This is a genomic window from Streptomyces sp. NBC_01092, from assembly GCF_045039535.1.
Taxonomy (GTDB): Bacteria; Actinomycetota; Actinomycetes; order Streptomycetales; family Streptomycetaceae; genus Streptomyces.
Genome location: NZ_CP108659.1, coordinates 3,207,637 through 3,229,970, shown reverse-complemented (window position 1 = coordinate 3,229,970; position 22,334 = coordinate 3,207,637). Strand labels below are relative to the sequence as shown.

Here is a 22,334-nt window from a genome sequence, read left to right as displayed (position 1 = left end):
CCTAAGTCAATAGGTTTGCCGACGTCATGTCGGTAAAAGCGTACCGAGAAAACCCGCCCTCCGCAGAGGACGGGTTTCGACGGAACGTACGACTTCGGGCTACGGCAGCGTCAGGATCTCCGCGCCCGTCTCCGTCACCACCAGCGTGTGCTCGAACTGCGCGGTGCGCCTGCGGTCCTTCGTGACGACCGTCCAGCCGTCGTCCCACATGTCGTACTCGTGCGTGCCCAGCGTCAGCATCGGCTCGATCGTGAACGTCATCCCGGGCTGGATGACCGTCGTCGCGTGCGGGCTGTCGTAGTGCGGGATGATCAGGCCCGAGTGGAAGGACGAGTTGATGCCGTGGCCGGTGAAGTCGCGGACCACGCCGTAGCCGAAGCGCTTGGCGTACGACTCGATCACGCGGCCGATGATGTTGATCTGGCGGCCCGGCCTGACCGCCTTGATCGCGCGGTTCAGGGACTCGCGGGTGCGCTCCACCAGCAGGCGGCTCTCCTCGTCGACGTCGCCCACCAGGTACGTGGCGTTGTTGTCGCCGTGCACCCCGCCGATGTACGCCGTCACGTCGAGGTTGACGATGTCGCCGTCGCGCAGCACCGTGGAGTCCGGGATGCCGTGGCAGATCACCTCGTTGACGCTGGTGCACAGGGACTTCGGGAAGCCGCGGTAGCCGAGCGTCGAGGGGTAGGCGCCGTGGTCGCACATGTAGTCGTGCGCCACCTTGTCCAGCTCGTCCGTCGTCACACCCGGCGCGATCAGCTTTGCCGCCTCGGCCATCGCCCGCGCGGCGATACGGCCGGCGACCCGCATCGCCTCGACGATCTCCGGAGTCTGCACCTCCGGACCGGTGTACGGCGTCGGCGCGGGCTTGCCGACGTACTCGGGCCGGCGGATGTTTCCGGGCACGGAACGGGTGGGAGACAGCTCCCCTGGTACGAGCAGCGACTGGCCAGACATGCCAGCGAGTCTAACCAGCGGCCATGGGGGAACATGTCGGTGGCGAGAGGAGCTGGTCATGGCCTTGTTCAAGAAGCGCACGGTCGGGAAGCCCGGCGAGTGGTACTACTGCCTCGTCCACAAGAAGGTCGAGGAGGGGCCGGACTGCCCGGCCAAGGACCGTTTCGGGCCCTACGCCACCCGCGGGGAGGCCCAGCAGGCGATGGACCTGGCGCGGGAGCGCAACCTGGAGTGGGAGAACGACCCGCGGTGGCATGACGCCCCGACGGGCCCGGCGGACGACAACTGATCAGCCCGGCGCCGGCCCCGGTGCGGCTGCTGCCGCCGTCCGCTGCTCCCGCAGCCGTACCGCGTGCTCGTTCGTGCGCGCGTCGTACGTCATCAGCTTCGGCAGGCACAGCGCCAGCAGCCCCACCGCGCCCACGCACAGCAGGCCGCCCGACCAGACGGAGGTCCGCACGCCCTTCCAGGCCGCGACGCCGCCCATGTAGGTCTGGCCCAGCTGCGGGCCCACCGAGTACGACAGCAGCTCGATCCCGGCGAGCCGGCCGCGCAGCTCGTCCGGGATCGTCTGGTTCCACATCACCCCGCGGAAGATGCCGCTGACCATGTCGGCGGCCCCGCCGAGCGCCAGGAACAGCAGCACCAGCCCTACGTTCCCCGACACACCCGCGCACGCGACGGCCACGCCCCACAGCGCCGCCGACACCACGACGGCCCGCCCGTGCCGGTGCACCCGTGAGGTCCAGCCACTGGTCAGGCTCACCACCATCGCGCCGGCCGGCATCGCCGCGTACATCAGGCCCAGCGACCAGGGCGCGTTCAGCTCGTCCGCGAGGAAGGGCAGCACGGCGAGCGGCAGAGCGAAGAGCATCGCCGCGATGTCGATGACGTACGTGCCGAGCAGCTCCTTGCGGCTCCAGGCGTAGCGGGCGCCCTCGGCGATGGCCTTCAGGGACGGCTTCGCGGCCTCGTGGGAGGCGGGGGAGGGGGCGAGCCCGAGCACGAGCAGAACGGAGACGACGAAGGTCAGCAGATCCACGCCGTACGCCCAGCCGAGCCCCGCGTACGCGACGACCACACCGGCCAGGGCCGGGCCCGCGACACCGCCCACCTGCCAGCGCAGCGCGTTGAGCGAGGCGGCGGCCGGGAGGTGGTCGTGGGCGACGATCCGGGGCAACAGGGCGTCCATGGCCGGGCGCTGGACCGAGACCAGCGCGGAGGACAGGGCGGCGACGACGTACAGCGGCCAGATCGCGGGGCTCGGCAGCAGCGCGTTGACCAGCAGCACCGCGCTCAGCACCGCCTGTCCGGCCTCCGTCCACACGATGAGCCGCCGCTTGTCGAGCGCGTCGGCGAGCGCGCCCCCGTACAGCCCGAACACGATCAGCGGCACCAGCTCCACCGCCCCGATCGCCCCCACCGCCGCGGCGGACCCGGTCAGTTCCTTGATCTGCACGGGCAGCGCGACGAAGGTCAGGAAGCTGCCGAAGTACGTGACCAGCCCCGCCAGCCACAGCCTCCGGAAGTCGGCGGAGGCCCGCCAGGGGGCGAGGTCGGGAAGCACGGCCCGCAGGCGGGAGGAAGGGGCGGGGCCGGGTGTGGGGGAGTCGGTCACGAGGGGTCATGCTCGGGTCGGGTAGGTGGCGAGGGCAACCGGATTTCGAGTGCGACCGGCCCCCACAACCGATGCCCGCCCGACAACAGAAGCCGCCCCTTTCACCACCGCGGCGGTGGCGGTGCCGTCAGTGACTGCGCCAGGCTCGACAGGCGGTCCCGCAGCCGTCGGCGCCCCCGCCCGGAGGGCACCGCGTTCTCGCCCGCCGCCGCGCTCACCAGGTGCTGCACGGTGTCCAGGTCCAGCTCCGCGCCCTGCGGCACGACCAGCCGCTCGTGGGCCATCGTCGTCAGCTCTCCCTCGCCGGTGCCGAGCGCCAGCACCGTCGCCCCGGCCCGCCGGGCGTCGTGCACCCGTTCCAGCAGCGGTGCCCCCGGCTCGGCGGGCGACACCACCAGCAGCGTCTCGCCGCGACGGGCCGCCGCCAACCGTCCGAGCCCGACCGCCAGATGGGCCGGATCCGAGGCGCGCGCGTCATGCCGTACGAGGGTGGGAGCGAGCTCCGGCGTTCCCGACCACGCGGCCTCGTCCACCAGATGGGCCGCCAGATGCCACGGCTCGTACTCCCGCGTGCCGACCAGCAGCAGCCCGCCGCCGTGCGCCACCGCCGACGCACGCAGCGCGCCCGCGAACCGCCGGGTCGACCCCAACCACTCGGTTCCGGCGAGTACTTCGCGCAGCAACGCGACACGTACGGCATCCATGCGACCGCATCCTGCCGCAACCGACCACTCGTGACCCGGAGTTCACCACGAATTCGCCCAACCTGGGCAGAGGCCTTCGTTATCCCGCACGACACCCGCCGCGGTGATACCGGCCTTCCGAGGAGCCCTCATGACAGAGACCAGCGTCCCCTTCCGCGCCGGCCGCGAGGGCTACGCGAGCTTCCGTATCCCGGCCGTCGTCGCCACCGCCTCCGGCACGCTCCTCGCCTTCTGCGAGGGCCGGGTCAACTCCGCCCGCGACCACGGGCACATCGACATCGTGCTGAAGCGGTCGACGGACGGCGGCCACACCTGGGGTCCCCTCACGGTGGCCGCCGACAACAACTGGCACCTCGCCGGCAACCCCGCCCCCGTCGTCCTCGACTCCGGCCGCATCCTGCTCGTCTACGTCCGCTCCACCGCCGGCGCCAGCGAGGACGACATCCTGCGCGGCGAGGTGAGAGACGCCGACGGCCGCCGGGTCTGGGTGCGCCACAGCGACGACGACGGCGTCACCTGGTCGAGCTCGAAGGAGATCACCGCGCAGGTGAAGAAGCCGGGCTGGCGCTGGTACGCCACCACGCCCGGCCACGCGATCCAGCTGGGCACCGGACGGGTCGTCGTCGCCGCCAACCACACGATCCCGCCCGCCGGCACCGACAACGGCACGGAGGCCAGGTACAACAGCGGCCACTGCCTGCTCAGCGACGACCGCGGAGCCACCTGGCGCATCGGCTACATCGACGAGAACACCGACGGCTACATCAACGTCAACGAGAGCACGGCCGCCGAACTCCCCGACGGCCGCGTCTACTTCAACACCCGCAACGACTCCGTGTCCCCCGGCAACCGCGCCGACGCCTACTCCGACGACGGCGGTCAGACGCTGGTCAAGCCCTTCCGCCCGCAGGCCGGCCTCGTCGCCCCCATCTGCGAGGGCAGCGTGCTCCAGCTCCGCGACCCGGACGTGCTCCTCTTCTCCGGCCCAGCCGACCCGGCCGCCCGCGCCCTGATGACGATCCGCGTCTCCACCGACCACGGCGTCACCTGGCGGTCCGCATACACGGCGGACGGGCTGCCCGCCGCGTACTCGGATCTGGTCCGGATCGACGAGGAGACGGTCGGACTCCTCTACGAGACCGGTGACTTCGGACCCTACGAGAGCATCACCTTCCGGCGGGTGCCCGTGAACCGGCTCACCTGAGCCGTCGGCGCGGCACGGGCGGACGTAAAGTCGGCCCATGACCTCTACCGACAGTGCACAGCAGCCCACCGACGCCCCCGCGAAGGCCCCGGCCAAGGACCCCTGGGACCTCCCCGACGTCTCCGGGCTCGTCGTCGGCGTGCTCGGCGGGACCGGGCCGCAGGGCAAGGGCCTCGCCTACCGGCTCGCCCGGGCCGGCCAGAAGGTGATCATCGGCTCGCGGGCCGCCGAGCGGGCCCAGGCCGCCGCCGAGGGGCTCGGGCACGGCGTCGAGGGCGCCGACAACGCCGAGTGCGCGCGGCGCAGCGACATCGTGATCGTCGCCGTGCCGTGGGAGGGCCACGGCAAGACCCTCGAATCGCTGCGCGAGGACCTGGTCGGCAAGCTGGTCGTCGACTGCGTCAACCCGCTCGGCTTCGACAAGAAGGGCGCCTACGCGCTGAAGCCGCAGGAGGGCAGTGCCGCCGAGCAGGCCGCCGCCCTGCTGCCCGAGTCGCGGGTGACGGCGGCCTTCCACCACCTGTCGGCGGTGCTGCTGGAGGACCCGGAGATCGACGAGATCGACACCGATGTGATGGTGCTCGGGGAGGAGCGGGCGGACGTCGAGATCGTCCAAGCGCTGGCCGGCCGTATCCCCGGCATGCGCGGCATCTTCGCGGGGCGGCTGCGAGGCGCGCACCAGGTGGAGTCGCTGGTCGCGAACCTGATCTCGGTGAACCGGCGGTACAAGGCGCACGCGGGGCTCCGCGTCACCGACGTATGAGGGGATGCACCGACGGATGAGGGGATGGGGGACACTGGTCGGGTAGCAGTGTCCCCCGAAGGAGCCGAGTGAAATGCCCCGCCTTGGTGTCTATGCCCTGATCGTCTGTGTGCTGGCCGTGGCCGCGGCCGTGGTCTCCTTCGCGCAGGGCAGCTTGCTGGGGATCGTGTGGGTGCTGCTGGCGGGGCTGTCGTCCAACATGACCTGGTACTACCTCAAGCGGGGCAGGGACGGGCGACGGGATTCCGCCGCGGGCTGACCGCCGTCACGAGCCGATCGTGCAGAGCTCGTTCGAGTCCCGCCAGAAGCGGAACAGGTCATATCCGCAGTACGTGTCGAAGTCGCTGATGCCGAGGTTGCGCAGGGCGGCGTCGATCATGTCGAAGAACACGCTGTTGATCTCCGGCACCCACAGCAGCGCGAACACGAACAGCAGGCCGAACGGGGCGAACGGCTCCACCTGGCGCTTGATCTTGTGCGACAGCCAGGGCTCGATCACGCCGTAGCCGTCCAGGCCCGGGACCGGCAGGAAGTTCAGGATCGCGGCGGTGACCTGGAGCAGCGCGAGGAAGGCGAGCGCGAAGCGGAAGTCCCTCGGGACGCCGTCCAGCGCGTCCAGCCAGAACGGCGCGGTGCACACCACGGCGAACAGCACGTTGGTCAACGGCCCCGCGGCCGAGATCAGACTGTGCCGCCAGCGGCCCCGGATCCGTCCGCGCTCGATGAAGACGGCGCCGCCCGGCAGGCCGATGCCGCCCATGATCACGAAGACGACCGGGAGCACGATGCTGAGCAGCGCGTGCGTGTACTTCAGCGGGTTGAGCGTGAGGTAGCCCTTCGCGCCGACCGAGATGTCGCCGCTGTGCAGGGCCGTACGCGCGTGTGCGTACTCGTGCAGACACAGCGACACGATCCAGGCCGCCGTCACGAACAGGAACACGGCCAGGCCGGGCTGCTCGGCGAACCCGGTCCAGGTGGCCCAGCCCGTCACCGCGGTGACGGCCAGGATCCCGACGAAGACGGGGCTGATCCGCCGTTCGCTGCGGCGGCTGAGGGCGGTCGTCATGTGGGGAGCTCCTGTGGGACGGACGGGACGGGACGGCAGGCCTGCCCGACCGTACCGGGCGCACCGGGAAAACGTCTCGCGGTGGGTAGGTAGTTCCAGGGAAGGTGGGGCCATGGGGCTGTGGCATGTGTTCTACGCGGACTGGCAGATGGAGTGCTGCGGTACGCCGTTCAAGGTGGGCGACGAGGTGAGTTGGCCGTTGCTGTTCCAGACGTCCGAGGACGTGCTGGGCGGCGGCTGGCACGATCAGCTCACCAGGATCGCCGGACCGGTGGAGGACCTGGCGGGGGACTTGGCGGGGGACGACGAGGGCCCGGTGCGGGTCCTGCGCGAGGAGAACGGGCTGGTGGTGGCCCTGCACGGGCATCCGGTCGACACGGCCGCCAACAAGGAAGCGGGCGACGTGCGGCCGGGGCACCGGCTCCGCCTGGCCGGCCTCCTCACGGCCGAGTTCCACGGCGATGCCGTGCCCGTGACGAGTGGCCGGATCCGGGCGATCCAGGTCCTGGAGCAGGGCTTCGCCGAGACATCGCCGGGTTCGTGGACGCGGGAGCCGGTCCCCGGGGAACGCTCGCTTCGCTCGGTGCGGGAGTGCCCGAAGTGGTTCGCGGACGCCGAGGCGGGCGTGCTGGTGACCCTGGAGGTGCCCGGCACGGACTCCCGGCTGTCCTACGCGGTCCGCGAGGCCCGCGGCCTCCCGCACGAGAGCACGGCCCCCGGCGCCGAGGTGACGGGCCTGACACCGGCCGCTCTGACCGAACTGCTGGAATCCCTGAGCGCCGTCCCGGAACCGGGGTGACGGTGCCCCATGTCCTCGCCACTGCCCGGAAGCGGGCCGAGCCCCGCCTCACGTACTCGTCCGCCGCGCCCGTCAACCCTGTGACCGTCCCCGACCGACCAGAGACAATGGACCCCGTGCGCTATCGCATCCTCGGCACCACCCAGGTACTTCGCCCCGACGGCCGCCCCGTTCCGGTCGGCGGGGCACGGCTTCGCGCTCTGCTGACCGTGCTGGCGCTGCGGGCCGGCCGGACCGTGCCCCCAGGGCTGCTGGTCGACGAGGTGTGGGGCGGCGAGCCGCCCGCCGACGCGCCGGGCGCGCTCCAGGCGCTGGTCGGACGGCTGCGGCGGGCCCTCGGGGCGGACGCCATCGTCTCGGCGGAGGGCGGATACCGGCTCGCCGCCTCGTCCGACGACATCGACCTGCACCGCTTCGAGCGGCTCGTCGGCGAGGGCACGCGCGCGCTGGCCGACGGCGACCCCGGCAAGGCGGCCGGCGTCCTGGACGACGCCCTCGCCCTGTGGCGCGGCCCCGCCCTCGCCGACCTCCCCGACCACACCGCCGAGGCGGCCCGCCAGGAGACGCGTCGCCTGGACGCCCTGCGCGCCCGCCACGGCGCCGCCCTCGCCCTCGGCCACGCCGAGCAGTCCCTGCCCGAGCTGACCGCCCTGTGCGACACCCACCCCCTGGACGAGCCCCTCCAGGCCCTGCGCCTGCGCGCCCTGCGCGACGCGGGCCGCACGGCCCACGCGCTGGCCGGCTACGAGGACGTACGACGACTCCTGGCGAACCGGCTCGGCTCGGACCCGGGCCCGGAACTGCGGTCGCTGCACGGGGAGTTGCTCCGGCCGACGCCGGACGGACGGGGGACCGGTCCGGGCGCGGGCGGCGGGAACGGCGCCTCCCGCGGGGGGAGGGGTGCGGCTCCGGCGCCCGGCTCCGGCGGCCCCGGGACGCGCCGTACGGCGGCGGTCGGCGAGGGGCACGTCCCCGGTTCCCCGGCCGGTCCCGGTCCGCACGCCACGGCCTCCGCCGCCCCCGCTCCGCCCCCACCCGCGGGCAACCTCCGCGCCCGCCTCACCTCCTTCGTCGGCCGCGAAGCCGACATCGATGCCATCCGCGGGGACCTCACCGCCGCCCGGCTGGTCACCCTGCTCGGCCCCGGCGGTGCCGGGAAGACGCGGCTGTCGCAGGAGGCCGCCGAGAGGGTGCGCGGCGGTGCGCCGGACGGGGTGTGGCTGGCCGAGCTCGCGCCGGTCGACGACGCCGCGGCCGTCCCCGAGGCCGTGCTCACCGCGGTCGGCGCCCGCGAGACCGTGCTGTACGGCGCCGGCGCCGAGGCCATGCGGGCCGGCAGCGAACGGCACGACGACCCCGTGGAGCGGCTCGCCGAGCACTGCGGCAGGCGCCGCATGCTGCTGATCCTCGACAACTGCGAGCATGTCGTCGAAGCCGCCGCCCGCCTCGTCGAGGAGCTGCTGGAGCGGTGCCCGAACCTGACGGTGATGGCCACCAGCCGCGAACCCCTAGGCGTACCGGGGGAGTTGCTGCGCCCCGTGGACCCGCTGCCCGAGCCGTTCGCGCTGCGGCTGCTCGCCGACCGGGGCGCGGCCGCGCGGCCGGGGTTCCGGATCGAGGACGACCCGGAGGGGTGCGCGGAGATCTGCCGGCGGCTCGACGGTCTGCCCCTCGCGATCGAGCTCGCCGCCGCCCGGCTGCGCATGCTGACCCCACGCCAGATCGCCGACCGGCTCGACGACCGCTTCCGGCTGCTCACCTCCGGCAGCCGCACCGTCCTGCCCCGCCAGCAGACGCTGCGCGCCGTCGTCGACTGGTCGTGGGAGCTGCTCGACGAGGACGAACGGGAGGTGCTGCGGCGGCTGTCCGTCTTCGCGGGCGGCTGCGACCTCGCCGCCGCCGAGGCGGTGTGCGGGCCGTTCGCCCTGGAGGCGCTCGGCTCCCTCGTCGACAAGTCCCTCGTGGTGGCGGCGCCCCTGCCCGGAAAGGGCACCGACGGCGAGATGCGCTACCGGCTGCTGGAGACCGTCGCCGAATACGCGGGCGAGCGGCTCGACGAGGCCGGGCAGCGGGCGCAGGCCGCACGCGCGCATCTGACGTACTACCGCGAACTCGCCCGCACCACCGACCCGTTGCTGCGCGGCCCCGGCCAGTTCGCCGCCATCGAGCGGCTGGAGCACGAGTACGAGAACCTGCGCACCGCCCTGCGCCACGCCGTCGCCGGCCGCGAGGAGCAGGAGGCGATGTGCCTGATCCTGTCGCTGGCCTGGTACTGGCAGATGCGCGACCTGCGCATCGAGGCCCGCAACTGGTCACGCGAGGTCATGGCCCTCGGCCCCGACCCGTTCCCCGAGCCGCCGCTGCCCGCCGCCCCCGTGTGGGAGCGCTGCACGGCCGCCCCGCCGCCGTGGACCGGCGAGGTCCTCGCCGAGGCCCGGCGCGGCACCCACCTGGTCCATCTGGCCTGCATGGACACCGAGTTGGACGCCTGGCAGACCCCCGAGGCGCAGACGAAGCTGCGGTCCATCGCGGCCACCTACGAGCCCGGCCAGCCGCAGACCTGCCGCGTCCCGGGCATGCTCTGGTTCTTCGGCGTCATGCTCTCCGGAGACGTGGAGCGGCTGCGGACGGTCGTCGACGCCACCGTCCGCACCTCGCGCGAGACACCCGGCTACGACTGGGAGCTCGCCGCCAGCCTCCAGTGGCGCGCCAACCTGTACTCCAACCGCAGCGACTGGGCGGGCGACGCGACCCGGGACGCCGAGGAGTCGCTGGAGATCTACCGGCGCATCGGCGATCTGTGGGGCACCGCCGAGGCGCTCGCCGCGCGGGCCGAGTCCCATGAACGCAAGGGGAGTTACGACCTCGCGGGCGTGGACTACGTGGCGGCGATCGAGATCGCCGAGCGGCTCGGTGCCCGCGCGCAGGGCGAGGTGCTCAAGGCCCGGCTCGGCAGTGCGCTGCTGGAGGCCGGGGAGTCCGAGCGCGGCGAGCGGATGCTGCGCGACGTGATCGCGGGAGTGGACGGCGCGAGCAACGAGGCGATGCCCTTCGCGCGGCTCGCCATCGCCGGGTGGCTCTCCCTGACCGGCCGGACAGCCGAGGCGCGTGAGCAGATGGTGTTGCTGCGCGAGGATTTCAAGATCGCTCACTTCATCATCTTCGACGCCTTCATCCTCGGCGGGGAGGCCTTCGTGGAGGCGGCCGACGGCCGCTACGAGGCATGCCTGGACAAGGTCCGCCTGGCCCTGGAACGGGCCGAGGACCCGCTGTCGCAGGCCATGGCCCCGCACATGCGCGCGATGTACCTGCACGTCGCCGCGGTCGCCCTCGCCGGCGTCGACGGCGGGAGCCGCGCCCGCGACGGAGCCCGCTGTCTCGCCGCGGGCGACGTGATGCTGCCGGCCAGTCATGCCCCGACGACGATGGAGCGCGAGACACACGCCAAGGCCGCGCGGGCGCTGCGTGCGGCACTGGGCGACGAGGGCTTCGAGACGGCCTACGCCGAGGGCGGCGGGCTCTCCCCCCGGGAGGCCGCCGCCCTGGTCTGACGCGCTCACGCGGCGCCCGACGCGTCAGCTCTTCGTACGGAACTTGTGGATGGCCACCGGCGCCATGACCGCGGTGATGGCCACCGACCAGCCGAGTGTCACCCACAGGTCGTGCGCGACCGGCCCGCCCACCATCAGTCCGCGCGAGGCGTCGGCGAGCGTGGACAGCGGGTTGTAGTCGGTGAAGGCCCGCAGCCAGCCCGGCATCGACGTCGTCGGCGCGAAGATCGACGAGCCGAACTGGAGCGGGAACAGCACCAGGAAGCCCATCGCCTGCACGGACTGCGCGCTCTTCATGATCACGCCCAGGGTGAGGAACACCCACATGATCGACGAGGCGAACGCCGTCGACAGGGCCACGGTCGCGAACAGGCCGGGCCAGCTGGTGATCTCGAACCCGACGAGGACGGCGACGATCATCAGTACGGCGGTGGCGAACAGCATCCGCAGCAGTTCCACCGAGATCTTCGCGAAGAGCACCGAGCCGCGCCCGATCGGCAGCGACCGGAAACGGTCCATGACACCGGAGTTGAAGTCCTGGCTGAACCCGGTGCCGACGCCCTGGGAGAGCGTCATGCTCATCATCGCGATCATGCCGGGGATCACGTACTGCACGTACTGGTCCTGTCCGCCGCCCAGCGCCTGCCCGATCGAGCCGCCGAAGACGAACACGAACAGCAGGGTGAAGATGACCGGCATCAGCAGCGCGTCGGCCATGGACTCCGGGTCCTGCCGGATCCACAGCAGGTTGCGGCGCACGAGCGCACCGGTGTGCCGCAGGTGCCCGCGCAGTGTGATGCGGGCGTCGTCGGTGGTGCGGGGTTCTGTGGTGACGGTGGCGGCGCTCATACGGCGACCTCCTCGCGGTCGTCGGTGGGCACGGTGTCCTGCGGGGCGCTGGCGCGGTGGCCGGTGAGGGACATGAACACCTCGTCCAGGCTGGGCAGTTCGGTGGTGATGGAGGCGAGCGTGACGCCGCGCGCGGTGATGGCGCCGACGACGGCGGTCAGCTGTTCGTCGCTGAGGATCGGGACCAGGAGGGTGCCGGAGGCGGTGTCCACGGTGGTGGCCGCGAGCCCGGTGATGCCGAGGTCGTCGAGGTACCCGGCGAGCGGGCGCAGTTGCAGGGCGTCGACCGGGCGGACCCTGAGCGTGCGCCCGCCGACCTTGGCCTTGAGCTCCTCGATGCCGCCGCCCGCGACGACCTTGCCCCGGTCGACGACGGTCAGCTCGGAGGCGAGCTGCTCGGCCTCCTCCATGTACTGCGTGGTCAGCAGCACGGTCACACCGTCCCCGACCATGGCCTTGACCTCGTCCCACACCTCGTTGCGGGTGCGCGGGTCGAGCCCTGTGGTCGGCTCGTCGAGGAACAGCACGTTTGGCCGTCCGATCATGGAGGCGGCCAGGTCGAGGCGGCGCCGCATACCGCCGGAATAGGTGGAGGCGGGCCGCTTGGCCGCCTCTGTCAGCGAGAACCGCTCCAGCAGCTCATCGGCACGCGTGCGTGCCTCCTTGCGGGGCAGATCCAGCAGGCGCCCGATCAGATACAGGTTCTCCCAACCGGGGAGCTTCTCGTCCACGGAGGCGTACTGCCCGGTCAGCCCGATCACGCGGCGCAGCTGCCGAGGCTGACGCACCACGTCGTATCCGGCGACGGTCGCCTGCCCGGCGTCCGGCGCCAGCAGTGTCGACAGGATCCGCACCAGGGTGGTCTTGCCCGCCCCGTTCGGTCCCAGCACCCCCATGACGGTGCCCTCACGTACGTCCAGGTCCACACCGTCCAGAGCCTTGGTCTCGCCGTAGTGCTTGACCAACCCCCGCACGGAGACGGCGCTGCTCACGCCGCCCGGCTTGTTGTCGATTCGCTTCATGGGGACGACGGTGCCACCCCACACCGACAAAACACCGACAGTCCACCGACACGAACGCCAAGAGGCCACCAACAGCAGCGACGGGGGCACGGCCGGGGGTGCGCGGCTTCGCCGGCCTGTGCCTTACCGCCGGGTCTGCGCCGGGCCTGTGCCGGGCCGTCGGGTCTGCGACCAGCTGCGAGGGCCGCATTTCGCCGACGGGCCCGCACGTTCCCGGCGGGCCTGCGCCCTGTCGCCAGGGTCGCGGCCTGCCGACGGACCCGGTCTGTTGACCGGCGCCCGTGGCCTGCGGACGGTCCTGCAACTTGTCGACGAGCCTGCGACCAGCTGCGAGGGCCGCATTTTGCCGACGGGCCCGCACGTTCCCGGCGGGCCTGCGACCGGCCGCCAGGGCCGCGGCCTGCCGACGGACCCGGTCTGTTGACCGGCGCCCGTGGCCTGCGGACGGTCCTGCAACTTGTCGACGAGCCTGCGACCAGCTGCGAGGGCCGCATTTCGCCGACGGGCCCGCACGTTCCCGGCGGGCCTGCGACCGGCCGCCAGGGCCGCGCCTTACGCGCAGGCCCCCAACCCGCCGCCAGGGCCGCGCCCCACGCACAGGCCCCAACCCGCCGCCGGCCCCCTGCGCCGCAGACACCCCACCCCCGACAAACACCAAGGGGCGCCCGGTGATCACCGGACGCCCCCCACCCCAGGACCCGCCAAGCTCAGTGCTGGACCCTTTCTGCCTGTTGCGGGACGTGGCCCGCGACCAGGCGTTCTCGTCCGGCCCGCGGAGCGACCCGGCGTCGGTCCACCGCGTACGCGGCGCCCGCGACGCCGAGTCCGAGCACGGCCAGCGCCGCGCCCGCGAGGGCAGGGGAGGTGACTCCGAAGCCGGCCGCGAGGGCGAGGCCGCCGATCCAGGCGCCGCCCGCGTTCGCGAGGTTGAAGGCCGCCTGGTTGGCCGAGGAGGCCAGGGACGGGGCCGACGACGCCTTCTCCATCACCATCAGGTTGAGCGGGGAGCCGGTCACGAACGCCGCCATACCGAGCAGCATCACCGCCAGGGCCGCGCTCCACGCCGTGGACATCAGGAGCGGGAACAGGGCCAGCACCGCGGCCAGGGAGAGCAGCCCCCCGAAGAGCGTCCGCCGCATGGCGTGGTCCGCCAGCCGTCCGCCCAGCAGGTTGCCGATCGTCGCGCCCACGCCGAACAACGCGAGCAGCAGGGTCACGCTGGCGTCGGCGTACCCGGCGGAGTCGGTCAGCATCGGCGTGATGTAGCTGTACGCGGCGAACAGCGCGCCGAAGCCCGCCACCGTCGTGCCGAGCGCCAGCCACACCGGCACCGAGCGCAGGGCTGCCAGCTCGCCGCGCAGGCCGATGGCCGGGGCGGCGTTCGCCTCGGCGCGCGGTATCAGTAGCGCCAGGGACGCCACCGCCGCCAGGCCGATCACGCTCACGCCGAGGAACGTCGCCCGCCAGCCCAGGTGCTGCCCCAGGAGCGTGCCCACCGGCACGCCCGCGATGTTGGCGACCGTAAGGCCCAGGAACATCAGCGACACCGAGCGGGCCTTGCGCTCCGGTGCGACCATGCTCGTCGCCACGACCGCGCCGACGCCGAAGAAGGCGCCGTGCGGCAGGCCGCTCAGGAAGCGGGCGGCCATCAGCCAGTGGTAGTCGGGGGCGAGGGCGGACAGCGCGTTGCCCGCGACGAACAGGGCCATCAGACCGATCAGGACCGTGCGGCGGGGCATGCGTGCCGTGAGCGCCGCCAGCAGCGGGGCGCCGATGACGACACCGAGCGCGTACGCCGAGACCAGATGCCCGGCGGTGGGGATCGAGATGTGCAGGTCGTTCGCGACTTCGGGCAGCAGGCCCATCATCACGAACTCGGTCGTAATTCGCAGATGGGTGCATGGTTGAAGGGGTAGGGCAGACCACCCGGGAGGGGACATGACGACCGCCACCGCAACGCTCATCGGCCGCGAATACCTGCGCGTCTCGATCGACACGTCCGGCTACGAGCGCAGCAACGACGACCAGCACGACGAGAACACCTACGTCACCGCAGACAACGGCATCACGCTGGTCGGCCAGCCGTACCGCGACGTCGGCTCCGCCTCCCGGTTCGCGCTCAAGGAGCGCGACGACTTCGTGCGCCTCATGGCCGACCTGGAGGCCAACACCTTCGGCGCGCAGGTACTCGTGATGTGGGAGAACAGCCGGGGCAGCCGCCAGCCCCGCGAGTGGCTCGACCTGATCGACGCCTGCCAGGCGCGCGGCGTGAAGATCTTCATCACCACGCACGCGCGGCTCTACGATCTGGACAAGTGGCGCGACCGCCACGCCCTCCAGGAAGAGAGCCTGAAGGCGGCGGCGGCCTCCGAGGAGACGAGCGAGCGCGTGACCCGGACCCTGGCCAGCAACGCCCGCAAGGGCAAGCCCCACGGGCTGATCCCCTACGGCTTCCGGCGCACGTACACCAAGGTCCGCAACTCCAAGGGCCGTCTGGTCACCCGCCCCGAGGCGCAGCTTCCCGAGCCCGCCGACGCCCTGAACGTGATCGACCTGTTCGTCAAGCTGCGGGCCGGGGATTCCTTCCAGGTCATCTCCGACGACTGGGCCGCACGCGGCATCGTCAGCCGGGACGGCGTCCCCTTCAGCGCGCAGTCCCTGTCCCAGATGGCCCGCAAGATCTCTTACGTCGGCAAGCGCGTCATCACCAAGACCGTGCAGGACCCCGAGACCGGCAAGCGCAAGAAGATCGTGACCGGTGAGGTGGACGCCGCCTGGCCTGTGGTGGCCGACTTCGACGGATCGCCCATGGACGCCGAGGAGTTCGTCACCCTGTTCACTGAGGTCCAGGCGATGCTCAACGACCCCCAGCGCCGGACCAACCCCGGCGGCGGAGCCAAGCACATCTGGACCATGACCGTGCGCTGCGACGTCTGCGGCGGCCCTATCACCGTCACGGCGCACCTGTCGGCCGAGGGCGAGCAGGTGTACGCCTGCCGGGACAAGGGCTGCGTGCGACTGAGCGAGAAGGCCGAGCTGGACCGCATCCTGGCCCGTCACGTGCTGGGCTGGCTGGCCCGGCCGGACGTCTACACCAGGCTCGGCAGTGGACACGACGATGCCGAACTGAGGAGCGTCCGCGCTCAGTTGACCGCCAAGCGCACAGCCCTGGATGAGACCCGCACCGCCGAACCCGAGTCGCTGGCGGAGGAACGCCGCCTCGCCCGCCGTGAGGAGCGGCTGGAGACCGAGGTCAAGGAGCTGGAGGAGAAGGAGCAGAGCCTCACCCGGCCCAACCCGCTGGAGGCGCTGTTCCCCCAGGGCCCGGCCGACACCATCGCCGCGCGCTGGGAGGCGACGGACATCGCCGCTCAGCGGGCCGTGGCCGCCCTTCTGCTCAGCCCCGAGGTCATCGGGCAGGTACGGCTCCGGCGCGTTGCCGACAGCCCGTCAGACGCCGTACGAGACCGCATCAAGTGGGTGACGGCAGCATGAGCGACGACATCCGCGAGCCCCTGTACGGCGCTCAGGCGGCCGAAGTCGGCCAGGCCCTACGCCGGTTGCTGGCCACGGGCCGGAGGCCGGAGACGCCCCGTCAGCGTCCCGTGCTGACGCCGTTCCGGGTCGCCCTGCTGCGCCGCCGCACCTGACCCCACCACGCACACGACGGAGCCGCCCCGCATCGGCATCGGGGCGGCTCCGTGCTGTTGGGGCTACGCGCCGAGGCGCACCGTCCAGATTCGCAGCATGATCCTTAGCAGGTCCGGGTCGATCAGCTCCACGTCGTCCACGTGCTCGCGGTGGGCCCACACCGTCCACCCCGGGCCCGAGTTGCCCAGCTCGTGGGCCACGGCCACCGCATCCGCCGGGTCGGTGATCTCCTCGTCGCACGCCCGGCACACGTGCACGCTCGCCGTCACTGCGCACCACCCCGGCGGTGACAGGTACAGCCGCAGCGGCGTACGAGCAGGACTGCCCCGTTCGAGTGCGGCAGCGGCACGTCCTTGGTCTGGCGGCACTCGCGGTGCACGTCCCGGTAGTCGGGCCGCTGGCCGAGGGTGCACTCAGCCGACAGCGGCGGGTCCGTCACGGGCGCGCTCACGGCGCCTCTCCCCGGCTCCGGGCGTTGGCCATCGCCACGCCTGCCGACAGCTTCTCCGCCGCCGTAGCGGGCCGCAGAGGGCCCTGCGCGTCCCACTCTCGCCCGCCGCCGGGCGGCCGAAGCTGGTAGCACCCGCCCTCGCGCCCCATCACCCGGCCGACCTTGCGCGCGGTCTCGTCCCACACCAGATCGCCGGTGTCCGGCGTATACGCGTTCATGCGCACCCCCGCTTGATCGCGTCGGCGAGCCGGAGCGCGACATCAGCCCGCACCCGGCCCAGGTTGATCAGGTTCAGTGAGGGCGATGCTGTATCCGCCCCCAGGGACGGCAGGACGATCCCCGCCGCCGTCAGTGCTTCGCGCAGCACCTCAACCGCTTCCAGGGCATCCGTGGTGCCCGTCTCCTGTGCAGTGACCATGAACTGAGCGTTCTGGAGGGGCGGTTGAGGCAGCTAGCGCCTATACCCGGTTATTCGCGGGTAGGGGCTGTCTATAGCCGTTTATGTCCACGGGGGCCCGGCGAACCCGTACCGTCCACTCCCGAGCACGCTGATCATGAGGGCACCAGTACCCGGCGAAAGGAACCGATCATGGCGCGACGGCTGCGCTTCAACGGCACGGGCAGTGGCGTGAACGGCTGCCCGGCCGTGCACGAAGACCTCGATACCGGCGAGGTGATCATTCACGGACCGGCGCTCACCGACCCCGACGACATCGCCCGCCTGCGGCACCTCGGCGACGGCGAGGTCCCCATCGTCGTCCCCCGCGAACTGCTCGTCGACTTCGGTCCCAAGGAGGTCACACGCGTGCCGGACATCATCGGCCTGGATGAGTTCGACCGGCTGTTCACTCAGTTCAAGCACACGGCCTGGCGGCTGGAGACCCGCCGCCGCTACGCCTCCGACGAGTCGACCGATACCTACGCGCAGTTCCTCCGGGGTGAGCCTGTCGACTGGGAGGGGCGGGACGCCGCCTGGTGTGCCGAGCGCCGTGAACAAACCGCTCTCGGCAAGCGGTTCGAGCGCGTACGCGTCGTCGACAGCCCGCCCACCCCCGGGCAGCTCTACCTGCTCGACAACGCCCGGCGGAACAGCTCCGTCGGCGAGAACATCCGGCAGCTCTGGCGCACCGACGCCGAACGCCTCCAGCTCCCCGCAGAGGACTTCTGGCTGTTCGACTCCCGGCTGGTGGCCCGGCTCAACTTCGACGACGCCGACAACCTGGTGAACGTGGAGCTGATCACGGAGCCGGTGGAGGTCAACCGGTACGCACAGGCGCGTGACGCTGCCACCCACTACGCCGTGCCGTACGAGACCTTCGCAGCGAACCTGTAGAGCCAAGGAGCGGAACCGGTGACCACCGACTACCAGCAGGCGCGTGAGGCGCTGGGTATCAGGCTGCGTGAGCTGCGGCTCACGGCGCCGGACGGTCGGCTCACCGGTTCCGCGCTCGCCCGGCGCCTCGGCTGGCCGCAGCCCAAGGTGAGCAAGCTGGAGAACGGCCGCCAGACCGCCACGCCTGACGACCTCCGCGCCTGGGCCGAGGGCACCGGCCAGCCGGACGCGTACGACGAACTACTCGCCCGGCTACGGGGGTTCGAGTCCCACATCCGCTCATGGCGGCGGCAGCTCGCCTCCGGGCACAAGCCCGTGCAGGACACACACCTCGCCGCACACGGTGACGCCTCCGTGTTCCGGGGCTGGGAGTCGTCCATCATCTTCGGCATCCTCCAGACCCCCGACTACGCCCGGTCGATCTTCGCCCGGTACGCGGAACTCCAGCAGTCGCCCCGGGACACGGAGGAAGCCGTCCGCTCCCGCATCAAGCGGCAGGAAGCCCTCTACGACCCCTCCAAGCGCTTCCACCTGTTGCTGTGGGAGGCCGCGCTACGGGCGCTCGTCTGTCCGCCGTCCGTGCTCGCGGCGCAGCTCGACCGGCTGTCCGGCGCCGTCGGCCTGGACACGGTCGAACTCGGCATCGTCCCGCTCAGCGCATCGCTCAAGATCCCGCCCGCCACGGCCTTCTGGGTCTACGACGACAGCCGGGTGATCGTGGAGACGTGGCATTCGGAACTCTGGGTGGAGGACGAGGCCAGCGTCAGCACCTACCTCCGCACCTGGAACACCCTGCGGGAGTCGGCCGTGTACGGGGCCGACGCGCACCGGCTCATCACTGACGCCCGCCGGGCGCTCAACGTCTGACGAGGGCCCACTGCCGGCTGATTTAGCTAAAGGAGTCCGCCCAGTTCAGATTGGGTGCGGTAAGCCCCGGTAACCCTTGGAAACCAGCGGTAATCCGCCGTACTCTGGGAGCAGCAAAGACCACAGACCACGGACCAGCATCACGCGGTCCGTGGTCTTTTGCGTGTGCTGGTCCGGGTCCTGTCCCGGAGGAGCCCCACATGGGCGAACCAGCAACGCTCGACGAGGTGCGCGCCTGGCCCGCGCTCGTCTCACTCGCTCAGGCGGCCCGCGCCCTGGGCATCGGCACGACCACCGCCTACCGGCTGCACCGTCGGGCCGAATTCCCCGTGCCCGTGCTGCGGGTGGCGGGCCGCCGCCGCGTACGCACGGCTGACCTGATCCGCTACCTGGAGGCGGACGGGGGCACGGCATGACCACCCTCGTTCTGCTCGTCGCCGGTGGCCTCGCCGCCTGGTTCGTCTGGCACAAGTTCACGGTCTGGCGGCTGAGCCTGCCCAAGCGCCGGGCCCTCGCGTCCGCCGAACGCGCCAAGGCCAAGGAGGAGTTGAAGCGTCCGCTGGCTCAGCGGGTCCACACGCATCTGCCGGACGCCGCCGTACAGCGCCTCATGCGCTGGAGCCCTCAGCCGGACCGGTTCTGGCACCGCTGGTTCGCGTCCCGGGTGACCGTGGCCCGGCGGGGACTGTTCGGCGGACCGGTCCGGATCAAGCCCGCGCAGCACATCGCCGCCGTCGGCACCACCGGGTGCGGCAAGACCTCGGTCCTGCGCGCCCTCGGGGCGTGGGCGCTGCGTCAGCCGGACTGGCAGGTCGTCTGTCTGGACGGCAAGTGGGGTGCGTCGGTGGCGCCTTACCGGCGGCACTGCCGCGTCCTGGACGACCTGGGCGAGATCGAGGCGTTCCTGTCCGATCTGGTCACCCGTGAGTTCCCCGCCCGGGGCCGCATGACCCGCCGCCCGCACCTGGTGCTCATCGCCGACGAGTCCCGGCTGTTCAACTCCCTGTCAGCCGCAGCGCTTTCGGACCTGGTCGAGATCATGCAGACCGGCCGGGAGCTGGGTGTCCACGTGTGGGCGGGCGTGCAGGACTTCAAGACCTCGTCCATCCCGTCCGAGATCCGGATGCTGTTCACCTGCAAGGTGGTCGGCCTGGTGCCCACCGCCGAAGACAGCCACGTGATCTTCAAGGAGCTGGCAGCGGCAGGCTGGCGGCCGGACAAGCTGGAGCGCGCCGGGCAGTTGCTCGTGTGGGAGCCGGAGCGCAAGAAGGCGCGCGTGTGCTTCGGCCTGTGGATGAGCGAGACCGCACTCGCCGGGGCGCGCAACCGCGTCTGCCTGGTCAAGGTCCCGCCACTGCCTGCGCCCGTGCGCATGCCCGTTCGTTCGGGCGTTCGTACGCCCTCTGACCTGCGCATCCAGGCACCGAACGAACAGCGAACGAACACCCGCCCGCCCGTGGCCGATGACGTGCTCACCGCGCTCATGACCTCGCCCGAGCCCTTGGGTGTGCGCGCCCTGGCACGGGCCACCGGGCGCAGCCCCGCCGCCGTGCACGCGGCCGTGAATGCGCTCGCCGCCGACGGCGCAGTCACCCGCACCACCGACGGCTACACGATCCCCCTCCATGCCACTGAAGAGGAGTAACCCCATGGTGCAGGAAGCCGTGGAAGCCCGCGAGAGGGCCGAACAGACCCTGGCCGACGCCGTCGCCCGGGGACCCGAGATCGAGGCCGTGACGGCGGAACTCGCCGCCGTCCTGGAGCCGTTCCGCACCGACGACGAGGAGGCCACCCGATGAAGCTCCGCACCCCGCCGCCCGAGCGCCGACCGGTCACCGTGGCCCGGCCGGACGGCTCCACCTTCGAGACCACCAAGACCGTTGAGTTCGCCCCCGTGCCGGTGCCGCCGGTGGACTGGGATGTCATCAGCACCCGCGTGGCGGTAGGCGCTGTGCTCACGCTGACGGCCGTGGCCGTCGCCTGGTCCACCTGGAGCATCGGCAGCCTGCTGCACGGCGGCATGGGGTTCCTCGCCGCCCTGGTGTTCGACCTGAGCTGGGCCGTCTGCCTGATCCTGGAGTGGAAGGCCCGGTTCGACCCCGGGAAGCGAGCCTTCCCTCGGTCGCTGGGGTGGGTGCTGCTGGTCGTGACGATGGGCGCGATCTTCTGGCACGCCTGGCCTGACCTGGGGTACGCCGTGATCGGCGCCCTGGTCAGCGCCGTCGCCAAGGGGCTCTGGCTCGGGATCATGAAGCACATCGACCGGGAGCTGTCCCCCGTGGACCGGGACGACCTCGCCGACCGGCTGAGCAAGGCGTACGTCCGGCAGGCCGTGGCCTCCGTGGACCGGCAGACCCTCCGGGTGGACGCCCACACGGCCGCCGTCCGCAGCTCCCTGGAGGCGGCTCGGCCCACCGTCCTGGAGCTGTCGGCGAGCACCCGGGACACCGACCCGGCCGAACTGGCGCGAGCGGGCGAGCAGTTCGCCGAGGAGTACCGGGACGGACCGGCACAGGACCGGTCCGGGGACCGGGACGGACCGGCACAGGACCGGGACAGCACCGGTACGACGGCGGACCGCATCCGCGAACTGATCAGCCAGGGCGTCACCACGGCTCCCGAGATCGGCCGTGCCCTCGCCACCGAGGGCGTGACCGCTGAGCCCGGCTACGTCCGGCGCGTGGTGCGCTCGGTCAACGGCTCGGGAGGAGGTGAATCCAAGTGATCCAGTTCGGCGCACTGATCGCTCTGGTGGTCCTCGTGGCCGCAGCCAAGCAGCACCGCGTCCCCGCCCTGATTGCCATCGCGGCGACGGTCATGCTGATGGGTGGCTTCGGCGAACTCGGGGCCACGGCGACCAACATCCTCGGTTCCCTCTGACGCACAGACGCGAGCCCCGCACCGGTGACCGGTGCGGGGCTCCGTCATGACCGGCCGAGCGTCTTGCGCTCCAGTTCGTTCAACCGGGTGAGAGCTGTCGTGATGTGCTCCAGAGCTGTACGGGCCACGTCCGCCTCCTTGCCGAACTGCGCCTGGACGCGAGCCGATTCGGCCCGCTCCTGAGGTGTCGAAGGCTGGTCCATGAACCGGACCCACGGACCCCCAGCGCCAGGGGCGAGGGCGAACGTCTCGTCCCACGCGTCGGCCACCTTGGTCAGCTCCACGCGCAGGGCCTCGTCCTTCCGGCGCTCGGACAGGTCCCGGATCTTGCGGGCGGTCTCGCGCCGCTTCTCGTCCATGAACCAGTCGGCCCGGCGGCCCTGGGCGATGATGTCCTCGAAGCGGGTCCGGGCGGCTTCCAGGGCTTCGCGTAGCTCATCGTCGGCGGCCCCGAGCGCCACCGTGTGACGACGAGTCCACGCCTTGTAGATCCACGTGCCCACGGTCGCGACGAACGCGAGCCACCCGGGCACGAACTTGGGCCAGTCGTCCCAGAAGGACGAGGCAGCGAGAGTCATACGCAGATTGTGCCGCCGCCGAGCCTCATTTAAGGAATTCA

At 71.8% G+C, this 22,334-nt stretch carries 27 protein-coding genes; 15 read left to right on the top strand and 12 right to left on the bottom strand.

The features are described from left to right. Positions 1-99 precede the first annotated feature (99 nt). Positions 100-957 (bottom strand): type I methionyl aminopeptidase, encoded by an 858-nt coding sequence (gene map / locus OG254_RS14490; RefSeq protein ID WP_405581534.1) that lies wholly within the window; start codon positions 955-957, stop codon positions 100-102. A 58-nt stretch (positions 958-1,015) separates the two neighbouring features. Between map and OG254_RS14485 the strand changes: the two genes are divergently transcribed. Beyond that, the gene (locus tag OG254_RS14485; protein WP_405581531.1) at positions 1,016-1,246 is read left to right on the top strand and encodes a hypothetical protein; all 231 of its coding nucleotides are present in this window, start codon (positions 1,016-1,018) and stop codon (positions 1,244-1,246) included. Here OG254_RS14485 and OG254_RS14480 read toward each other — a convergent pair whose 3' ends face one another. Together OG254_RS14480 and OG254_RS14475 are read right to left on the bottom strand one after the other, a co-directional pair. After that, entirely contained in the window at positions 1,247-2,575 is a 1,329-nt protein-coding gene (locus tag OG254_RS14480) for an MFS transporter (RefSeq protein WP_405581528.1), read from the bottom strand. Between the two features lie 101 nt (positions 2,576-2,676). Further along, positions 2,677-3,279, bottom strand: a complete 603-nt coding sequence (locus tag OG254_RS14475; RefSeq protein WP_405581525.1) for a hypothetical protein — start codon at positions 3,277-3,279, stop codon at positions 2,677-2,679. Between the two features lie 130 nt (positions 3,280-3,409). On the opposite strand from OG254_RS14475, the gene OG254_RS14470 reads away from it, so the two are divergent. The 3 genes from OG254_RS14470 to OG254_RS14460 all read left to right on the top strand — a co-directional run bounded on the left by OG254_RS14470 (position 3,410) and on the right by OG254_RS14460 (position 5,505). Continuing rightward, the gene (locus OG254_RS14470) at positions 3,410-4,483 is read left to right on the top strand and encodes an exo-alpha-sialidase (protein ID WP_405581522.1); all 1,074 of its coding nucleotides are present in this window, start codon (positions 3,410-3,412) and stop codon (positions 4,481-4,483) included. 37 nt (positions 4,484-4,520) lie between these two features. Further along, the gene (npdG, locus tag OG254_RS14465; RefSeq protein ID WP_405581519.1) at positions 4,521-5,246 is read left to right on the top strand and encodes an NADPH-dependent F420 reductase; all 726 of its coding nucleotides are present in this window, start codon (positions 4,521-4,523) and stop codon (positions 5,244-5,246) included. A 73-nt stretch (positions 5,247-5,319) separates the two neighbouring features. Further along, on the top strand, positions 5,320-5,505 hold the full coding sequence (locus OG254_RS14460; RefSeq protein WP_405581516.1) for a hypothetical protein: 186 nt from the start codon (positions 5,320-5,322) through the stop codon (positions 5,503-5,505). Between the two features lie 6 nt (positions 5,506-5,511). Here OG254_RS14460 and OG254_RS14455 read toward each other — a convergent pair whose 3' ends face one another. Further along, entirely contained in the window at positions 5,512-6,312 is an 801-nt protein-coding gene (locus tag OG254_RS14455; protein ID WP_405581514.1) for a site-2 protease family protein, read from the bottom strand. A gap of 112 nt (positions 6,313-6,424) precedes the next feature. Between OG254_RS14455 and OG254_RS14450 the strand changes: the two genes are divergently transcribed. Further along, entirely contained in the window at positions 6,425-7,111 is a 687-nt protein-coding gene (locus tag OG254_RS14450) for a DUF6578 domain-containing protein (RefSeq protein WP_405581512.1), read from the top strand. Positions 7,112-7,218: 107 nt separating this feature from the next. Then, on the top strand, positions 7,219-10,662 hold the full coding sequence (locus OG254_RS14445; RefSeq protein ID WP_405594989.1) for an AfsR/SARP family transcriptional regulator: 3,444 nt from the start codon (positions 7,219-7,221) through the stop codon (positions 10,660-10,662). A gap of 24 nt (positions 10,663-10,686) precedes the next feature. Here OG254_RS14445 and OG254_RS14440 read toward each other — a convergent pair whose 3' ends face one another. The 3 genes from OG254_RS14440 to OG254_RS14430 form a co-directional block, all read right to left on the bottom strand. After that, complete coding sequence (locus OG254_RS14440) at positions 10,687-11,511, bottom strand: ABC transporter permease (protein ID WP_405581509.1); 825 nt, start codon at positions 11,509-11,511, stop codon at positions 10,687-10,689. Beyond that, on the bottom strand, positions 11,508-12,533 hold the full coding sequence (locus OG254_RS14435; protein ID WP_147996369.1) for an ATP-binding cassette domain-containing protein: 1,026 nt from the start codon (positions 12,531-12,533) through the stop codon (positions 11,508-11,510). Before OG254_RS14435 ends, OG254_RS14440 begins: the two co-directional genes overlap by 4 nt. A 707-nt stretch (positions 12,534-13,240) precedes the next feature. Next, on the bottom strand, positions 13,241-14,473 hold the full coding sequence (locus OG254_RS14430; RefSeq protein ID WP_405581506.1) for an MFS transporter: 1,233 nt from the start codon (positions 14,471-14,473) through the stop codon (positions 13,241-13,243). Here OG254_RS14430 and OG254_RS14425 point away from each other — a divergent pair. Next, the gene (locus OG254_RS14425; RefSeq protein WP_405581503.1) at positions 14,472-16,028 is read left to right on the top strand and encodes a recombinase family protein; all 1,557 of its coding nucleotides are present in this window, start codon (positions 14,472-14,474) and stop codon (positions 16,026-16,028) included. The two genes, OG254_RS14430 and OG254_RS14425, sit on opposite strands and share 2 nt — an antisense overlap. Beyond that, positions 16,025-16,183, top strand: coding sequence for a hypothetical protein (locus OG254_RS14420; RefSeq protein ID WP_405581501.1), 159 nt, complete (start codon positions 16,025-16,027; stop codon positions 16,181-16,183). Before OG254_RS14425 ends, OG254_RS14420 begins: the two co-directional genes overlap by 4 nt. Before the next feature lie 63 nt (positions 16,184-16,246). Here the strand turns inward: OG254_RS14420 and OG254_RS14415 are convergent, their stop codons facing one another. The 4 genes from OG254_RS14415 to OG254_RS14400 are packed head-to-tail and all read right to left on the bottom strand — an operon-like array spanning position 16,247 to position 17,053. Then, positions 16,247-16,453 carry a hypothetical protein gene (locus tag OG254_RS14415; protein WP_387728358.1) on the bottom strand — a complete coding sequence of 69 codons (207 nt, stop codon included), beginning with the start codon at positions 16,451-16,453 and terminating at the stop codon, positions 16,247-16,249. After that, positions 16,450-16,635: a hypothetical protein gene (locus tag OG254_RS14410; RefSeq protein ID WP_405581498.1), complete on the bottom strand. Its 186-nt coding sequence runs from the start codon at positions 16,633-16,635 to the stop codon at positions 16,450-16,452. The genes OG254_RS14415 and OG254_RS14410 overlap by 4 nt, the downstream gene beginning before the upstream one ends. Beyond that, positions 16,632-16,853, bottom strand: coding sequence for a hypothetical protein (locus OG254_RS14405; protein ID WP_405581495.1), 222 nt, complete (start codon positions 16,851-16,853; stop codon positions 16,632-16,634). The genes OG254_RS14410 and OG254_RS14405 overlap by 4 nt, the downstream gene beginning before the upstream one ends. Continuing rightward, complete coding sequence (locus OG254_RS14400) at positions 16,850-17,053, bottom strand: hypothetical protein (protein ID WP_405581492.1); 204 nt, start codon at positions 17,051-17,053, stop codon at positions 16,850-16,852. Before OG254_RS14400 ends, OG254_RS14405 begins: the two co-directional genes overlap by 4 nt. A gap of 171 nt (positions 17,054-17,224) precedes the next feature. Between OG254_RS14400 and OG254_RS14395 the strand changes: the two genes are divergently transcribed. The 7 genes from OG254_RS14395 to OG254_RS14365 all read left to right on the top strand — a co-directional run bounded on the left by OG254_RS14395 (position 17,225) and on the right by OG254_RS14365 (position 21,715). After that, a complete protein-coding gene (locus tag OG254_RS14395; protein ID WP_405581489.1) occupies positions 17,225-17,968 on the top strand; it encodes a DUF6879 family protein in 744 nt (247 codons plus the stop codon). Between the two features lie 18 nt (positions 17,969-17,986). Continuing rightward, a complete protein-coding gene (locus OG254_RS14390; RefSeq protein ID WP_405581486.1) occupies positions 17,987-18,835 on the top strand; it encodes a helix-turn-helix domain-containing protein in 849 nt (282 codons plus the stop codon). A 200-nt stretch (positions 18,836-19,035) separates the two neighbouring features. Next, positions 19,036-19,251 carry a helix-turn-helix transcriptional regulator gene (locus OG254_RS14385; RefSeq protein ID WP_405581483.1) on the top strand — a complete coding sequence of 72 codons (216 nt, stop codon included), beginning with the start codon at positions 19,036-19,038 and terminating at the stop codon, positions 19,249-19,251. After that, positions 19,248-20,480 carry a helix-turn-helix domain-containing protein gene (locus OG254_RS14380; protein WP_405581481.1) on the top strand — a complete coding sequence of 411 codons (1,233 nt, stop codon included), beginning with the start codon at positions 19,248-19,250 and terminating at the stop codon, positions 20,478-20,480. Before OG254_RS14385 ends, OG254_RS14380 begins: the two co-directional genes overlap by 4 nt. A gap of 4 nt (positions 20,481-20,484) precedes the next feature. Further along, on the top strand, positions 20,485-20,634 hold the full coding sequence (locus OG254_RS14375; RefSeq protein WP_405581478.1) for a hypothetical protein: 150 nt from the start codon (positions 20,485-20,487) through the stop codon (positions 20,632-20,634). Further along, positions 20,631-21,560 carry a hypothetical protein gene (locus OG254_RS14370; protein ID WP_405581475.1) on the top strand — a complete coding sequence of 310 codons (930 nt, stop codon included), beginning with the start codon at positions 20,631-20,633 and terminating at the stop codon, positions 21,558-21,560. Before OG254_RS14375 ends, OG254_RS14370 begins: the two co-directional genes overlap by 4 nt. Further along, positions 21,557-21,715: a hypothetical protein gene (locus OG254_RS14365; protein WP_405581472.1), complete on the top strand. Its 159-nt coding sequence runs from the start codon at positions 21,557-21,559 to the stop codon at positions 21,713-21,715. Before OG254_RS14370 ends, OG254_RS14365 begins: the two co-directional genes overlap by 4 nt. Before the next feature lie 44 nt (positions 21,716-21,759). On the opposite strand, the gene OG254_RS14360 is transcribed toward OG254_RS14365, so the two are convergent. After that, positions 21,760-22,293 (bottom strand): hypothetical protein, encoded by a 534-nt coding sequence (locus OG254_RS14360; protein WP_405581469.1) that lies wholly within the window; start codon positions 22,291-22,293, stop codon positions 21,760-21,762. Between the last annotated feature and the right edge of the window lie 41 nt (positions 22,294-22,334).

Excerpts from the sequence above, each read along its gene's own strand:
- map (WP_405581534.1), bottom strand. The coding sequence starts at position 957 with ATGTCTGGCCAGTCGCTGCTCGTACCAGGGGAGCTGTCTCCCACCCGT.
- OG254_RS14485 (WP_405581531.1), top strand. The coding sequence starts at position 1,016 with ATGGCCTTGTTCAAGAAGCGCACGGTCGGGAAGCCCGGCGAGTGGTAC.
- OG254_RS14475 (WP_405581525.1), bottom strand. The coding sequence starts at position 3,279 with ATGGATGCCGTACGTGTCGCGTTGCTGCGCGAAGTACTCGCCGGAACC.
- OG254_RS14470 (WP_405581522.1), top strand. The coding sequence starts at position 3,410 with ATGACAGAGACCAGCGTCCCCTTCCGCGCCGGCCGCGAGGGCTACGCG.
- npdG (WP_405581519.1), top strand. The coding sequence starts at position 4,521 with ATGACCTCTACCGACAGTGCACAGCAGCCCACCGACGCCCCCGCGAAG.
- OG254_RS14460 (WP_405581516.1), top strand. The coding sequence starts at position 5,320 with ATGCCCCGCCTTGGTGTCTATGCCCTGATCGTCTGTGTGCTGGCCGTG.
- OG254_RS14455 (WP_405581514.1), bottom strand. The coding sequence starts at position 6,312 with ATGACGACCGCCCTCAGCCGCCGCAGCGAACGGCGGATCAGCCCCGTC.
- OG254_RS14450 (WP_405581512.1), top strand. The coding sequence starts at position 6,425 with ATGGGGCTGTGGCATGTGTTCTACGCGGACTGGCAGATGGAGTGCTGC.
- OG254_RS14445 (WP_405594989.1), top strand. The coding sequence starts at position 7,219 with ATGGACCCCGTGCGCTATCGCATCCTCGGCACCACCCAGGTACTTCGC.
- OG254_RS14440 (WP_405581509.1), bottom strand. The coding sequence starts at position 11,511 with ATGAGCGCCGCCACCGTCACCACAGAACCCCGCACCACCGACGACGCC.
- OG254_RS14435 (WP_147996369.1), bottom strand. The coding sequence starts at position 12,533 with ATGAAGCGAATCGACAACAAGCCGGGCGGCGTGAGCAGCGCCGTCTCC.
- OG254_RS14425 (WP_405581503.1), top strand. The coding sequence starts at position 14,472 with ATGACGACCGCCACCGCAACGCTCATCGGCCGCGAATACCTGCGCGTC.
- OG254_RS14430 (WP_405581506.1), bottom strand. The coding sequence starts at position 14,473 with ATGTCCCCTCCCGGGTGGTCTGCCCTACCCCTTCAACCATGCACCCAT.
- OG254_RS14420 (WP_405581501.1), top strand. The coding sequence starts at position 16,025 with ATGAGCGACGACATCCGCGAGCCCCTGTACGGCGCTCAGGCGGCCGAA.
- OG254_RS14405 (WP_405581495.1), bottom strand. The coding sequence starts at position 16,853 with ATGAACGCGTATACGCCGGACACCGGCGATCTGGTGTGGGACGAGACC.
- OG254_RS14400 (WP_405581492.1), bottom strand. The coding sequence starts at position 17,053 with ATGGTCACTGCACAGGAGACGGGCACCACGGATGCCCTGGAAGCGGTT.
- OG254_RS14395 (WP_405581489.1), top strand. The coding sequence starts at position 17,225 with ATGGCGCGACGGCTGCGCTTCAACGGCACGGGCAGTGGCGTGAACGGC.
- OG254_RS14385 (WP_405581483.1), top strand. The coding sequence starts at position 19,036 with ATGGGCGAACCAGCAACGCTCGACGAGGTGCGCGCCTGGCCCGCGCTC.
- OG254_RS14380 (WP_405581481.1), top strand. The coding sequence starts at position 19,248 with ATGACCACCCTCGTTCTGCTCGTCGCCGGTGGCCTCGCCGCCTGGTTC.
- OG254_RS14375 (WP_405581478.1), top strand. The coding sequence starts at position 20,485 with ATGGTGCAGGAAGCCGTGGAAGCCCGCGAGAGGGCCGAACAGACCCTG.
- OG254_RS14370 (WP_405581475.1), top strand. The coding sequence starts at position 20,631 with ATGAAGCTCCGCACCCCGCCGCCCGAGCGCCGACCGGTCACCGTGGCC.
- OG254_RS14360 (WP_405581469.1), bottom strand. The coding sequence starts at position 22,293 with ATGACTCTCGCTGCCTCGTCCTTCTGGGACGACTGGCCCAAGTTCGTG.